This window comes from Hyphomonas sp., from assembly GCF_022844445.1.
Classification (GTDB): domain Bacteria; phylum Pseudomonadota; class Alphaproteobacteria; order Caulobacterales; family Hyphomonadaceae; genus Hyphomonas.
In genome coordinates this window covers 69790-84351 of the sequence record NZ_JALHLS010000012.1, presented here as the reverse complement: position 1 = coordinate 84351, position 14562 = coordinate 69790, and the positions used below count along the sequence as shown (strand labels likewise).

The window sequence follows — 14562 nt, the reverse complement described above, 5'->3', positions numbered from 1 at the left end:
GATCTTGCCCAGAATTCATTTGGTGGCGGCATTCGGCAATGAGACTGGTAGACAATGGCACAGAACGTACCGACTGAGCCTGCAGGCGACAAACCCGAGGAATCCGGGCGAGTGGAAGACAATGGAACGAACCGTTCGAATGTGATGCCGATCTCTGCGGAAGCAGCCCGGCAGCTCGACGACTATGGTCGTCGCCAGCGCGCCGACGAAATTTTCCGTTCGGGCAAATACGAGGGCGAAGAGCTCCGCATGGGGCAGGTGCTGCGCCGGGTGCGTGAGGCACTGTTGCTGGACCTCGGCGAAATCGCGCGAGATTCGCGGATCCGCGAGAATTTCCTCATGGCCATCGAGCGGATGGAGCTTCAAACGATCGCAAAGGGCTACCTGGTGCCCTACCTGATCGCTTATTCTAAATATCTCGGGCTGCCGGAGCAGGAAGTCGTGCAGCGCTACACGCGCGAGTGCGGCGCAGTGGACGAGGTAAAAACCTCCGCCCCAGTTCCGAAGATTGGCCAGATCAGCAAGAAGCAAACCCAGCTACCGCTGATTGTGGCCGCCTGCGGCGCGCTGCTATTGTTCGTGGCTGGCGGTTTCAGCGTGTTCCTGCTGATGAACAAGGGCCCGGAAGAGGTTGTCTCGCCGACGGTCGTGGCCGTCAGCGGCGCCCGCGATAGCCTGTTTGCCAAAAATGCCTCGTCCCCGGGGGTTCCGGCCGACCTGCCGCTCGAAATCGTCGCCGTCCGCCAGGGCTGGCTGGAAGTGCGCGGCGCCGATGGCACCATCTTCCTGAGCCGGACGATGGCCGAAGGCGAGAACTATTTCCCGCGCCTCAAAGCCGGCTGGACCGTCTCGGCCCGCAATGGCGGCGCCTTCGAATGGCGCGTCGGCGACCTGACGGTCGGCCCGCTCGGTCCGGAAGGCGCACAGGTCTTCTCCATTGGTGTTGACGATCAGTTGGTGCGTGCCGCCGAAATCTCGGCCCCGGTCGTGGCTGAAGCGGACGTCCCGCCCGCTGCCGCCAACGGCAACGCGACCCGCTAGGCCCTTTACGCGGCGCCCGCGCGGCGCCACATGTGGGGCTCACCGGAAGCCCGAGAAGGCGCTGAACAGCGATGAGCCACAACCCGATCCGCCCCTGGCGCAATATCGAGCGACGCAAGTCCCGCCAAATCCGTGTCGGCAATATCCTGATCGGGGGCGATGCCCCGATTGCCGTGCAATCGATGACCAACACGCCGACCGAAGACGCGGCCGCCACCATCGCGCAGATCCAGCGCTGCGCGGAGGCGGGCGCCGACATCGTGCGGGTCTCCTGTCCGACGGAAGAGTCAACGAAGGCGATGTACGAGATCGTCAAGGCGAGTCCGGTCCCACTCGTGGCGGACATCCATTTCCACTACAAGCGCGGCATCGAGGCAGCAGACGCCGGCGCCGCCTGTCTGCGCATCAATCCCGGCAATATCGGGTCGCAGGCGCGGGTGAAGGAAGTTGTCGCGGCGGCGCGTGCGAACGGTTGCTCGATGCGGATAGGCGTCAATGGTGGCAGCCTTGAAAGGCATCTGCTGGAAAAGTACGGCGAGCCGTGCCCGGACGCGATGGTGGAGAGCGCGCTGGACCATGCGCGCATCCTCGATGATCTCGGCTTCCACGATTACAAGATTTCGGTGAAGGCCTCGGACATGTTCCTCACCGTGGCGGCTTACCAGTTGCTCGCCGAGGCAACCGATGCACCGCTGCACCTCGGCATCACCGAGGCGGGCGGACTTCGTACGGGCACGGTCAAGTCCTCCATCGGTATGGGCGCGCTGCTCTGGGCCGGCATCGGCGACACGATCCGCGTTTCCCTTTCGGCCGAGCCGGAGGAGGAAGTGAAGGTCGGATTCGAGATGCTGAAGTCGCTCGGCCTGCGCACGCGCGGTGTCAACATCGTTGCCTGCCCGAGCTGCGCGCGGCAGGGCTTCGACGTGATCCGAACGGTGGAGACTCTGGAGAAGCGCCTCGCGCATATCTCCGAGCCCATATCGCTGTCGATCATCGGCTGCGTTGTTAACGGACCGGGCGAGGCGGCGCTGACCGATCTCGGCTTCACCGGGGGTGGCAAGGACAGTGGCAAGATGTTCGTGAACGGACGAGCCGACCATAACGTCTCGACCGCCGACATGGTGGAGCACATCGTGAAGCTGGTCGAAGACAAGGCCGCGAACCTGAAAGCTCAGCGCGAGGCTGAGCAGGTTCCGGCAGAGTAAGCGGGCCCTGGCTTCCTTCACCTCTGTATTTGGCCATTCCGGTGTGGGAAGCGTACGGAGCGGGAGGGACGCTCCTGACACTCGGAGAAGTCCATTCTGTCAGCCAGATCACCGCTGTGCTGGCGCCGTTTGGGTCTTTAGGCGCGGTATTCTATCGGCTGCGCCCATCGAACCGGCGGTCGGGGCAGTCGACGATATCGTCAGGTCCGAGCTGACCCTGAACACCTTTATCCCGACCGGGGCGCTCCACTATTCCTTTGTCGATGATAGCGGCGTTCATGTTGCACCGGTGCGGCCAGATCGAACCAGGTGCCTGCGATCGCCGTATCGGCTTGATTAAACTTTCCTTCCAGGCCCGGCACGTCCGAGAATGATGGCCTGCGCGGAGAGATTTCAACTCTGACCCGGCGATCCGGGTTATCATCGGCGCCAGGGCGGGCGGGTTTGAAAACGCACTGGCTAATACCCCAGGCTAATACCCCGGCGGACCCTTTGGCCGCTTGCGGAGGCGGTCACGAAGGGCGGCTTTGCAAGAGGTCAGGTCGGCCCGCAGGTGCTCACCGGCACCAGCGCGGCTGCCGCATCATATAGCCCTTGCGACGGCGCAAGACGCCGGATCAGGGCGAGGGCTTCCGGGGCTTTCAGAGTGACGATATCGACGCCTTCAGCAGGATCGAAAGCCTGCTCCTCCAGCTTGACCACGACCGTTCGCGTACCCGGCGCGTCCGGCAGGCGTGCATCAAGCGAGCCGGCATAAACATTATCCGTAGACGCATCAAAGATCGACAGTGAGCCATATTCCGGCCAGGTCGGGACGGTTAGAGTGACCGGGCCGCCGGTCACGTCGATCACGCAGATCGCGTAGGCAAGATCCGGCGAGGGGCGCACGATGGTCTGCGTCTGCGGCGTGACGCGCGGGCTCATCTGCCACTTATGGACGGGAATGCCGCTGCCGGTCATCCGTTCACGTGCTTTCGACATGATCTCGCCAGGCAGGGCATTCAGCACCACGACATGCGCAGCGGCAAAGCCGATGATGAACGTGGCGGCACCGATCAGGGGCAGGCGCATCAGTTGGCCTCCCCGCAGCCGAGCTTTTCGATTCGCGGCGGAGTGAGCGTGGCTTCCGGGGCCGCGATCAGTTCCGGTGACGGCTTGTAGAGGCGCAGCGTCAGGTCGAACTGGCCGGCGTCGCGGCTGGAGACCCATTCGCTGTCTGCTGGAAGCGGCGCAATGAGGAAGGACCAGTCTTCCGTGGTGCCCGCGGCCTCAGCGTCGGTCAGATCAAACGAGAGGGCATCGTCGGTATTGCGCGGCAGGTAGCTTGTCGCATCATAAAGCGTGATCGACCACCATTGCGCCGGGTGGATACCGCCGGAGACCCGGTAGGTGCAGGCCTCTGCCAGCCGGTCTCCCGCATCGTCGGTGTTGCGAGTGAAGTAGACCGCCTCGTCCTTGGACAGGGCCAGCAGGCCATGACGAGCCACTCTGGCGCGGGTCCATGGGTTGGCCGCTTCGGAGCCGATGGTCCAGTCGCTGGTCCAGCCGTCGAGATCGATCGCCCCTCCAAGGCGCATACCGGGACCGATGATGCCGGCCGCCGCTAAGGCGCTGCCGACGCCGAGCCCGGCGCCGAGGATAAGGCCCACAAGTGCGCTGACAATCTTCATGAAAACACGCTAACGTGACCGCTGCTGGACGCAAGTGCCAAGCAAGACGGCTGGGCGAAACAGCCGGAACTCGCTAGCAATCGGCCGAATTCATTGGGGCGGGACGGTCTTCATGTTTTTCCGGATTTTGCGGTGGATTGGCCTGACGCTTCTGGCGGCCCTCGCACTGTTGGTCACAACAAGCTGCACGATGTTGGGGCTCAATTATGCGAGCCTCGATACGGCCAACAAGCCGGCGTCTGTGCCGGCGATCGACATTGACCGGCTGATGACGCCCGAGGGGCGGGCCGAAGCGCTGGAGATGCTGGAGGATACGCTTTATGGCCCCTGGCCGGAAGGTCTGCCGGTTGTGATCAGCGACTGGCGGATTGTAAATCCGGACTATCTCGAAGGGCGCGGTACGCTCGAGGAGTTGGACATCACGATAGGCCGGGGCGAGGGCGCGCGGACCTTCCAGCTGGTGGCGGCTTTCCCGGCCGCAGCGATGAGCAATCCCCTGGTGCTTAGCCAGACGTTCAGCTCAAACTGCGCAACCTTCCCGGGCGAGACCGTGACCAGTGAAGACGGTGATCCGTGTACGGCACGCGACTATGGCGCGGTGGTAAGCTTCATCGTGGAGACGCTGTTCGGCGAGTATATTGCCGAGGCGCCTGTGGGACTCTATTTCGACGAAGGCTTCGTTTACGCGAGCTTTCACGCGGGCGACTTCATTCCGGACAGTGCCCAGCGTGCGCCGGCCGCGCTGGCGGGCCTCGGCGCGGATGTGAACCCTACCAGCACCTTGATGGCCTGGGCCTTTGCCTTTTCGGCGGCGATGGACGTGCTGGAGAATGACCCGCGTGTCGACACACGCCACACCTCGATTATGGGCCATTCGCGCCATGGCAAAGCGGCGCTGCTGGCGGCGGCGTGGGACCAGCGCGTCGAGGCGGTGATCGCCCACCAGTCCGGATTTGCAGGCGCCTCGCTCTCGCGCTCGGGCACCGGCGAGCGCCTCGACCGGATGGCGAAATCCTATCCGCACTGGCTGTCGCCCGAGGCGCAGGGCTATGCGCGCAATCCGTCCACGCTGCCCTATGACCAGCATATGCTGCTGGCGCTGGTTGCGCCGCGCCGACTGTTCCTCGGCAATGCGCGCCGGGATGTCTGGTCGGATCCTAACTCGAGTTTCCGCGCGGCTCAGGCAGCGAGCGCGATGTGGACCGCTATGGGCGTGCCTGGAATCAGCGGTGAGGACATGCGCACCTTCGATCCCACCGACGGCATCGTCTGGTGGCTGAGACCTGGCGGGCACAGCATCGTGGACGACGACGTTCTGGCCTTCCTCGAGTTCCTGAAGGTGCGGCCGGGTCCCGCGGCGGTGCAGCCGGGGGGCTCGGCGGCCGTGTTGCCAATTGCTGAGACACCCCGGTAAGGTCTGCCTTCAAATCAGTTGGGAGGCTGAACCTGTGACCATTGATGTCGATTTCCTGAAGCCCGTGCTCGCGCTGGTCCTTTGGACCTGCTTCATGTGGTTCTGGATGTATGCCCTTCGCCTGCCGGCCTTCTCAAAATACAAGATCAACCCGGACGATGCCCGCCATCCCGGCACCTACAGCGACAAGCTGCCACCGCATGTTCGCTCGGCCGCCGACAACTACAACCACCTGCATGAGCAGCCGGTCATCTTCTACGCCCTCATGTTCTTTATGGCGCTGACTGGGGGCAACGACAATCTGGCCGGTCTGGTGGCCTGGATCTATGTCGGCTTGCGCGTTCTGCATTCGGTCGTGCAGGTCGTGATCGGTAAGGTCGCCCTTCGCTTCCTGGTCTTCGCGGCCGCGTCCTTCTGCTTGTTCTTCCTCGCCGGCAGGGAAGCCTTGCGCATCTTCCTGATGTCCCCGGCGCTGTAAGGCTTCCAAGCGGCGTGAAACCGGACTAAAGGGCGAGCTATGCCCTCCCTGTCCGTTACACGCCTCCAGCAGGTGATCGACCGGTACGAGGAGGTCGAGGCCCGGATGGGCGCGACCTCCGACTCCAAAGAGATCATTACCCTGTCCAAGGAACATGCCGAGCTCCGCCCCGTGGTGGAGAAAGCGCGCGAGCTGCTGGCTGCCCGCCGTGGTCTGATCGAGGCCGAGACGCTGGCCGCCGCGGGCGACCCCGAGATGGCCGATCTCGCCCGAATGGAGATCGAGGACCTGAAGGAACGGCTGCCGGCACTTGAGCAGGGCATGCAGATCCTGCTGCTGCCCAAGGATGTCGATGACGCGGCCAATGTCGTGCTCGAGGTGCGGGCCGGCACCGGCGGCGACGAGGCGGCGCTGTTTGCGGGCGACCTTTACCGGATGTACATGCGCTATGCGCAGCTACAGGGCTGGAAGGTCGAGATCGTCGATGCCTCGGAAGGGGAGGCGGGCGGTTACAAGGAGATCATCGCGAACGTGTCGGGCGACGGCGTTTTCGGCCGGATGAAATGGGAAAGCGGCGTCCACCGCGTGCAGCGCGTGCCGGCAACCGAAACGCAAGGGCGTATCCACACTTCAGCTGCGACGGTGGCGATCCTTCCGGCCCCGGAGAATATCGAGATCGACATTCGCGCAGAGGACATCCGGATCGACACGATGCGCGCTTCAGGCGCGGGCGGCCAGCACGTCAACAAGACCGACTCGGCCGTGCGCATCACGCACTTTCCGTCGGGCATCGTGGTGACGAGTTCGGAAAAGTCCCAGCACGTGAACCGAGAGAAGGCCATGGATCAGCTCAAGATCCGTCTCTATGAGAAACTCCGCCACGAACGCGACTCTGCCCGCGCCGAAGCCCGTGCCGGCATGGTTGGCACCGGTGACCGCAGCCAGAAGGTGCGTACCTACAACTATCCGGAAAACCGCGTCACCGATCACCGCATCGGCCTGACGCTCTACTCGCTCGACCGCATCGTTGCTGGCGACAAGCTGAACGATGTTGTGGAAGCTCTGATCACGGAAGACCAGGCGCGCAAGCTGGCCGCCATGGACGCTGGCTGAGACGCTTGCAATGACCGCGCTGACCTATGACGAGCTGATCCGCGCGGCGTCACAGGCGCTGGCCGATGCCGGCATCGAGGATGCGCGCCAGAATGCAATGCTGCTGATGCTGGCGGCGTTCGGCGATACGCGCGCGGCGCTGATCTCGGCCGGCGCCTCGCTGGTGCCGAAAGGCATTCAGGACGCGTTCGAGACGGCGCTTGCCCGGCGGCTGTCGCGCGAGCCGGTGCAGCACATCCTCGGCCATACAGGCTTTTACGGGCTCGAGATTCTCTCCGATGCGCGCGCGCTGATTCCGCGCCCGGACAGTGAAGTCGTGGTCGAAGCCGCGCTCGACCTGCTGGCGCCCGGCCGCTCTGTCCGGGTGGCGGACCTCGGCACCGGGACGGGGTGCCTCCTTGCCGCGATCCTCTCGCAGCGTCCGCTCGAGACAGGTACCGGCGTTGAGGCGAGCCCGGCCGCCGCCAGCCTCGCGCGGGAGAATTTCCGGCAGCTGGGCATGGACGCGCGCGCAGAGGTCTTCGAAGGCCGCTGGTCGGACTGGACCGGATGGGGTGAGGCAGGCCTCGTCATCTCCAATCCGCCCTATATCGCTACCGGCGAGATTGCGGTGCTCGCCCCGGAAGTGCGCCGGTTCGATCCGATGCCGGCGCTGGACGGTGGGGAGGACGGCCTCGCCGCCTACCGAGAGATCATCGCCCTCGGGCGGGCACTGCTGAAGCCGGGCGTCCCCCTGGTGCTTGAGATCGGCCATGATCAGCGCGCGGCCGTGCAGGAGCTGATGCGCGCCGCCGGGTATTCCAGAATGGGACACCGAAAGGACCTTGGCGGCAATGACAGGTGTGTCTGGGGTCTGGCGCCGGGCCCGAGCCACTGATTTTCCGCTTGTTGGCCCGTCCGTTACACAGTAGAACCTTTCCAGCGAGGGGCAGTCTGCCGGAGAGGCAGACAATTAACGCTGCCTTCGTTCGGGTTCGGTGGAAACGGCCAAAGTCCAACCCCCAATCCCGCCTGCAAGCAAGATGACCATTCGAAAACTTGGCTTGCCGGTGACCGCTGGTTTACGAACACAGGACAAGACCCATTCATGAAACGCTCACGCGGTCGCAACAGGCGCCCAGGCGGCAATCAGCAGAACGCCTTCAACAACCCGAACCGTCACTTTGAAAGCGTCGGCCCGGATGTTAAGATTCGCGGCTCCGCCCAGCAGGTGCTCGAGAAGTACCAGCAGTACGCGCGCGACGCGCATACCAGCGGTGACCGCGTCCTGTCGGAAGCCTATTTCCAGTATGCGGAACACTATCAGCGAATTGTCGCCAAGCAGAACGAGGCCCGCACCCAGCAGCAGGGCGGCCAGCCGCAGAACCGCAGCGGCAATGGCAATGGTAACGGCAACGGCCCGCGCGATGACCGCGACCCGCGCGGCAGCCAGGACCGCGACCCCCGTGGCGGTGGCAACGAGGAATCCAGCCAGAGCTACGACGACCAGGGCGAAGCCGAAGTTGTAGCGCCCGTCAGCGCCCACCGGTCCGGCGAAGACGAATCCGATTCGCTGCGGGTGATCGACCGCGATGATGATCGGGAAGACGCCGCCGAAGCCAGCGATGGCGCCCCCGCCGAGAACCGCGGCGAGCGTGCCGGCGGTGACAAGAACCGCCGCGCCCGCAAACCCTACCGTCCGCGGGAGGAAGGCGTTGTCCGCGAGGACCGCCCGCCGCGCGACGACCGCGTGCCCCGAGAACCGCGCCCGCCGCGTGAGCCGGTGGTCGCCGTTTCGGAAACCGACGGGGTAATGAAGACGCTCGCCCGTGGGCGCCGCAAGCCGGCCCCGGAAGAGGGCGCCCCGGCAGAGACGACCGACTAGGTACAAGTACTGCGACCAGATGCCAGCGCCCCGCCCTCGCCGGCGGGGCGTTTCATTTGCGCAAGGCAGCTTGCGCCGGGCGGCTCGCCTTCCCAAATCCTGACCAACACAACGGCTGCCGCTGAGCGGGGCCGAACCCGAGCCTTCAATCTGCCTTTCACAGGGGATGCAAAACCATGAACATCGAACAGTATACAGAACGTGCGCGCAGCCTGATCCAGAGCGCCCAGACCCAGGCCCTTGCCGGAGGGCATCAGGTGCTCACCCCCGCCCATATCCTCAAAGCCCTGTTTGACGACCGTGACCAGTTGGCCGTGAACCTGATCCGCGCGAGCGGCGGGCGGCCGGAGCTGGCCGTCCAAGGGGTTGATGCAGCGCTGGCGAAGCAGCCGAAAGTTTCGGGCGCGGGCGCCGGCGGGCTGCGCCTTGAACAGGCCGGCGCGAAACTGTTCCAGGAGGCCGAAGCCGCCGCGAAAAAAGCGGGTGATGCCTTTGTGACTGCGGAGCGCTTGCTGCTCGCCATTGCCGGGCTCACGGGTGATCCGGCGGCCGAAGCGCTGAAGGCGGCCGGTGTCACGCCCAAAGGTCTTGAGGGCGCCATCGCGCAACTGCGCCAAGGCCGTACGGCTGACAGCCAGAATGCCGAAGAAGGCTATGAGGCGCTGAAGAAGTATGCGCGCGACCTGACGAAGGATGCGCGTGAAGGCAAGCTTGATCCGGTGATTGGGCGCGACGAGGAAATCCGCCGCGCGATTCAGGTCTTGTCGCGCCGTTCCAAGAACAACCCGGTGCTGATCGGCGAGCCCGGCGTGGGCAAGACGGCGATTGCCGAAGGTCTTGCGCTGCGAATCGTCAATGGCGATGTGCCGGAAAGCCTGAAGGGCAAGAAGCTGCTTGCACTCGACATGGGCGCGCTGATTGCGGGCGCAAAATTCCGCGGCGAGTTCGAGGAGCGTCTGAAGGCGGTGCTGACGGAAGTCACCCAGGCTGAAGGCGGCGTGATCCTGTTCATCGACGAGATGCACACACTGGTCGGCGCAGGCAAATCCGAAGGCGCGATGGATGCGTCCAACCTGCTGAAGCCTGCGCTGGCGCGCGGCGAGCTGCACTGTATCGGTGCCACCACGCTCGACGAGTACCGAAAGCATGTGGAGGGCGACCCCGCGCTCGCCCGCCGCTTCATGGCGGTCTATGTAGACGAGCCGACGGTCGAGGACACGATTTCGATCCTCCGTGGTCTGAAGGGCCGCTACGAGGCGCACCACGGCGTGCGCATCTCGGATGCAGCCATTGTCTCGGCAGCGACGCTGTCGAACCGCTACATCACAGACCGCTTCCTGCCAGACAAGGCCATCGACCTGATGGACGAGGCGGCCGCACGCCTTCGCATGCAGGTGGATTCGAAACCGGAAGAACTCGACGAACTCGACCGGCGCCTGATGCAGCTGCGCATTGAGGCCGAAGCGCTGAAGAAGGAAAAGGACACGGCTTCGCAGGACCGGCTTAAAACCATCGAAGGCGAAATCGCCGGTCTCGACACGCGTTCTCGCGAGTTGACGACCGCATGGGGCGCCGAAAAGGACAAGCTGAAAGGCGCCGCTTCCGCGAAGGAGAAACTCGATAGGGCCTATTCGGACATGGCCGAAGCGCAGCGCCAGGGTGATCTGGCGAAAGCCTCGGAGCTGAAATTTTCGACCATCCCGGCACTGGAGAAACTTATCGCCGAAGTCGAAGGCAAGGGCGACGCCGATGGCGGGCTCGTCTCCGAAGTCGTTCGTCCCGAGCACATCGCCGGCGTCGTGTCCAAGTGGACCGGCATCCCGGTCGACAAGATGATGGAAGGCGAGCGCGAGAAGCTTCTGCGCATGGAAGACACGCTGCGCGGCCGCGTGGTCGGGCAGGAAGATGCGCTGCTGGCGGTCTCGAACGCGGTGCGCCGCGCGCGCGCAGGCCTGCAGGACCCAAACCGTCCGATCGGCTCATTCCTCTTTGTCGGCCCGACCGGCGTCGGAAAGACGGAGCTTACAAAGGCGCTCGCGGGATTCATGTTCGATGACGAGACCGCCGTTTTGCGGCTCGACATGTCAGAATACTCCGAGAAGCACTCTGTAGCCCGCCTGATCGGCGCGCCTCCGGGTTATGTCGGCTATGACGAAGGCGGCGCGTTGACTGAAGCCGTCCGCAGACGTCCTTATCAGGTCGTCCTGTTCGACGAGGTCGAGAAGGCCCACCCGGACCTGTTCAACACGCTGCTGCAGGTGCTCGATGACGGCCGTCTCACCGATGGCCAGGGCCGTACAGTCGACTTCAAGAACACGATCATCATCATGACCTCGAACCTTGGCGCAGATGCGCTGGCGAGCGGGGAGGAGGGTGACGTGTCCGAAAGCGCACGCGAGCAGGTGATGAGCGCGATCCGCCGTCACTTCCGGCCTGAATTCATCAACCGGATTGACGAGATCGTCTTCTTCAAACGGCTGGGTCGCGGAGAGATCGACCATATCGTGGACATCCAGATGGGCCGTCTCGAAGGGCTGCTTCGTGAGCGGAAGATGAAGCTGGAGCTTAGCCTTGCAGCCCGCAACTGGCTGGCCGCCCGGGGCTATGATCCCGCCTATGGCGCCCGCCCCCTCAAGCGCGTCATCCAGAAGGAGCTGCAGGACCCGCTTGCGCGCCTGCTGCTTGAAGGCCGCATCCTCGACGGGGAGACGATCCTTGTGGATGTCGAAGGCGACGCGCTGTCGATCAACGGCGTGCCGAACAACTTCACCAAGGGCCGTGCGGCCCTCAACTGAGGCCTAGCGCGATCCGTTGCGGGTTGCCTTGAGTTCTGCCGTCAGCACCTCGCTGGCGGCGGCCTCCTTCGTATCGGCCCCGCGCAGCTTGTCGATCACGTCGCGCTGAACCCGGAAGGACTCGAAGGCGGATGCGTTACGGGAAAGGTCACGGCCGGTCGGCAATTCCAGCGTCATAGGGTTCACGTAGACGCCGTTGCGCAGCACTTCATAGTGCAAGTGGGCGCCGGTGCTGGATCCGGTCGAGCCGACATAGCCGATTGTGTCGCCGCGCATCACGGTGCGGCCAGGCGTCAGCCCTTCAGCAAAGGCCGACATATGTGCATAGACGGTCTCGAATCCGCGTTCGTGCTGTATGCGGATGAACCAGCCATAGCCGTCGCCGAACTTCATATCGGTTATCAGGCCCGAGCCGGCGGCGCGGATCGGTGTGCCGGGCGGTGCGCGGAAGTCGACGCCGGCGTGCAGCAGCATGTCGCCAGTGATGGGATGGATGCGGTTTCCGAAGCCGGAACTGATCTCGCCGCCGCGCACCGGGTCGCGCACGAGGAACTCATCGCCGGCCACGCCGTTGCGGTTGAAGAATTCAGGCACGCCGGTGTCTTCCGGAACGTAGCGGTACCAGCTGCCGGCGGCCTTCTGGCCATTGAAGGCGGCAAAGACGAGATCGCCCGCCTCGAGAAAATTGCCGCGCTCGTCGGCGATCATCTCGACCACGATGTCAAAACGCTCGCCCCTGCGGCCCCCTTGGGCGAGTTTCGGATCCTCAGGGAAGAGGCTGGCGAACGTGTCGGCATGGGCACGTGTGCCACCCTCGTCTGCAATCGCCTCGGTGAGTGATGTACCGATCTCACCGGAGATCCGGTGGAGCGCGACGGTTGTCTTGGCGGCGAGCGCGCTGGCGAAATAGGTGCCGTCTTCGCGGCGGGTGGCGGCGAGGGTGGTTTTCGGATCGATCCGGATGCTCACCCCGGTCAACACCGGAACACCGTCGAGGCCGCTTTCGTCAAAATAGGCGATGAAAGGCGAGCCAGGGCGCAGGCGCGTGCCGCGGGTCGGCGCCGCCTCGCGCAGCGCGGCGGCGGCGGCGGCGGCATCGATGGGCGAAGCGCCGAGCACTTCGAGCGCATCTGCAGTGGCCACGTTGGCGGTGATCCGGCCCGTCCGGGCGGATGGGGCGGCAGAGGGCGCCTCAAGGCGGAAATCGGTGGCGGCAAAACGGCTCGCCGTGTCGGGGGACGGCGCAGCCCGCACTAACAGGAACAGACCCGACATCACGACCAGCACGGCTAACGCGCCAAAGCGCTCCAGCCACCGGTGGGGCGACTCAAGGCGCTTCACGGTTGCGGGGGTTGGCGGCTTGGAACTGGCCATGCGTTAACCTCGTTTCCTGAAGATCGGGTCTTCAAGCACGAGCGGAGCAAGAACGGGGCCAGATTCCCCCTTGCGGCGAGATTAACCAGGCAACTCGCGCAAGGAGCGGTGTTTCAGGGTGTGACAGGCGGGGGGGCAGTCACCGGGCCTGCAAAGAAAGTGGCCTCGGCCATCTGCCCGCCCTCGGCGGCGCGCAGGGCGTCCACCATGGCCTTATGAGCCTTGAACTCGGCCAGCATCGCAGGCTCTTCTTCCAGCTTGCGGCCGTTCGGCAGCTTCAGGGACATCACGTTGACCGGCTTGCCCTTGATGTAGACCTCGTAATGGAGGTGCGGCCCGGTCGAGGCGCCGGTCGAGCCGACATAGCCGATGACGTCGCCCTGTTTCACCTTCTTGCCGGCCTTGATGCCCTTGGCGTAGCGCGAGAGGTGCGCATAGGCCGTCTCGTAGCCGCGCGGATGCTCGATGCGGATATAGTTACCGTAACCGCCATTGCGGCTGGCGCGCTCCACAGTGCCGTTGCCGGCGGCATAAATCGGTGTGCCGGTGGGGGCAGCGAAGTCGGTACCCTTGTGCAGGCGGGTATAGCCGGAGATCGGGTGCTTGCGGGTTCCGAAGTTCGAGGAGATGCGCGCGCCGTTGATCGGCGTCTTCATCAGGAACTTTGTGGCGCTCTCGCCGTTTTCATCAAAGTAGTCGGCGACGCCGTCATCGGAGGGCGTAAAGTGGTAGAAACCACGCTTCAGCGCCTTCCCGTTCAGGGCGGCATAGAGAACTTCGCCGTTGCGGACCCGGTTTCCGCGCTCGTCGTAGGCCGTTTCGAAAAGAATTTCGAAACGGTCGCCCGGGTGGATTTCGCGCTGGAAGTCAATGTCATAGGCGAAGGCACTGGCGAAATCGGCGACCTGCTGGTCATCAGCCCCGCGCGCCAGGGCGGCGGCGTAGATGGAACTTTCGATTTCCGCTTCGACGCGCAGGTAGCCCGGTGTCAGTTTGGCGTAGAGCGGCGTGGCGGACCAGCCGTCGGCTGCGGTGCGGGTGATCAAAAGGCTGCTGTCAAAACCGGAGCGTACGGAGACGGCCTGGAGCTTGCCATCGTCGAACCAGGCCTCGGCCTGCGTCTTGCCGGGCAGCAGGCGGCGGCTATCGATGACATCCGTGCCAGTCAGCGCATGCAACGCCGCGCCAGCCTCACCAGGCTCGGCACCGAGGCGGGTGAGAAGGCCCGTGAGGGTTTCGTTGCGTTCAAGTTTGCCTTCGGCACGTTCCAGCGGCCGTGCATCGACAATATCGACCGCGCTGACGAGGCGGGCGGCAAGCGGCACGGGAATGCCGGCGTCGGCTGTCTGGATAAGGGGGTTCGGTGTGCGCCCGGCCATGACGATTCCCGCAAGGGCCGAGGCGCTACCGAGCACGCCCAGAACAATCAGGCTTTTCAACCCCTGCGACAGGCCCGGTTTCGGGAGCGCCGGGGTTTCACGCACCGTGAGGGCGGATTCAGCAGACTCGTGTGGAAGCAAGGATCGGTTTCCTGTCATTCTGGCGCCCCCAGGCCCTAGAGCTGGCACGTCCGCTGCACAAACCCATCGTCTCGCTTCCCGCTTAAGG

General features: G+C 64.4%; 12 protein-coding genes. 8 read left to right on the top strand and 4 right to left on the bottom strand.

Annotation, left to right across the window (positions count from 1 at the left end):
- Positions 1–54: 54 nt before the first annotated feature.
- Positions 55–1041: a helix-turn-helix domain-containing protein gene (locus Q0C17_RS13595; RefSeq protein ID WP_291207341.1), complete on the top strand. Its 987-nt coding sequence runs from the start codon at positions 55–57 to the stop codon at positions 1039–1041.
- Positions 1042–1112: 71 nt separating this feature from the next.
- On the top strand, positions 1113–2246 hold the full coding sequence (gene ispG, locus Q0C17_RS13590) for a flavodoxin-dependent (E)-4-hydroxy-3-methylbut-2-enyl-diphosphate synthase (RefSeq protein WP_291207338.1): 1134 nt from the start codon (positions 1113–1115) through the stop codon (positions 2244–2246).
- Between the two features lie 537 nt (positions 2247–2783).
- Here the strand turns inward: ispG and Q0C17_RS13585 are convergent.
- Both Q0C17_RS13585 and Q0C17_RS13580 read right to left on the bottom strand, forming a co-directional pair.
- Entirely contained in the window at positions 2784–3317 is a 534-nt protein-coding gene (locus Q0C17_RS13585; protein ID WP_291207335.1) for a DUF1254 domain-containing protein, read from the bottom strand.
- A complete protein-coding gene (locus Q0C17_RS13580) occupies positions 3317–3916 on the bottom strand; it encodes a DUF1214 domain-containing protein (protein ID WP_291207333.1) in 600 nt (199 codons plus the stop codon). Before Q0C17_RS13580 ends, Q0C17_RS13585 begins: the two co-directional genes overlap by 1 nt.
- Positions 3917–4028: 112 nt before the next feature.
- Between Q0C17_RS13580 and Q0C17_RS13575 the strand changes: the two genes are divergently transcribed.
- The 6 genes from Q0C17_RS13575 (at position 4029) to clpB (ending at position 11580) form a co-directional block, all read left to right on the top strand.
- Positions 4029–5330, top strand: a complete 1302-nt coding sequence (locus Q0C17_RS13575; RefSeq protein WP_291207330.1) for a hypothetical protein — start codon at positions 4029–4031, stop codon at positions 5328–5330.
- A gap of 34 nt (positions 5331–5364) precedes the next feature.
- Positions 5365–5808, top strand: coding sequence for an MAPEG family protein (locus Q0C17_RS13570; RefSeq protein WP_291207326.1), 444 nt, complete (start codon positions 5365–5367; stop codon positions 5806–5808).
- Positions 5809–5847: 39 nt separating this feature from the next.
- The gene (gene prfA, locus Q0C17_RS13565; RefSeq protein ID WP_291207323.1) at positions 5848–6921 is read left to right on the top strand and encodes a peptide chain release factor 1; all 1074 of its coding nucleotides are present in this window, start codon (positions 5848–5850) and stop codon (positions 6919–6921) included.
- A 10-nt stretch (positions 6922–6931) separates the two neighbouring features.
- Positions 6932–7798, top strand: a complete 867-nt coding sequence (gene prmC, locus Q0C17_RS13560) for a peptide chain release factor N(5)-glutamine methyltransferase (protein WP_291207321.1) — start codon at positions 6932–6934, stop codon at positions 7796–7798.
- A 210-nt stretch (positions 7799–8008) separates the two neighbouring features.
- Positions 8009–8785 (top strand): DUF4167 domain-containing protein, encoded by a 777-nt coding sequence (locus tag Q0C17_RS13555; RefSeq protein WP_291207318.1) that lies wholly within the window; start codon positions 8009–8011, stop codon positions 8783–8785.
- A 176-nt stretch (positions 8786–8961) separates the two neighbouring features.
- Positions 8962–11580: an ATP-dependent chaperone ClpB gene (gene clpB, locus Q0C17_RS13550; protein ID WP_291207315.1), complete on the top strand. Its 2619-nt coding sequence runs from the start codon at positions 8962–8964 to the stop codon at positions 11578–11580.
- A gap of 3 nt (positions 11581–11583) precedes the next feature.
- Here the strand turns inward: clpB and Q0C17_RS13545 are convergent, their stop codons facing one another.
- Both Q0C17_RS13545 and Q0C17_RS13540 read right to left on the bottom strand, forming a co-directional pair.
- A complete protein-coding gene (locus Q0C17_RS13545) occupies positions 11584–12954 on the bottom strand; it encodes a M23 family metallopeptidase (RefSeq protein WP_291207313.1) in 1371 nt (456 codons plus the stop codon).
- Positions 12955–13067: 113 nt separating this feature from the next.
- Positions 13068–14474, bottom strand: coding sequence for a M23 family metallopeptidase (locus Q0C17_RS13540; RefSeq protein ID WP_291207310.1), 1407 nt, complete (start codon positions 14472–14474; stop codon positions 13068–13070).
- Positions 14475–14562 lie beyond the last annotated feature (88 nt).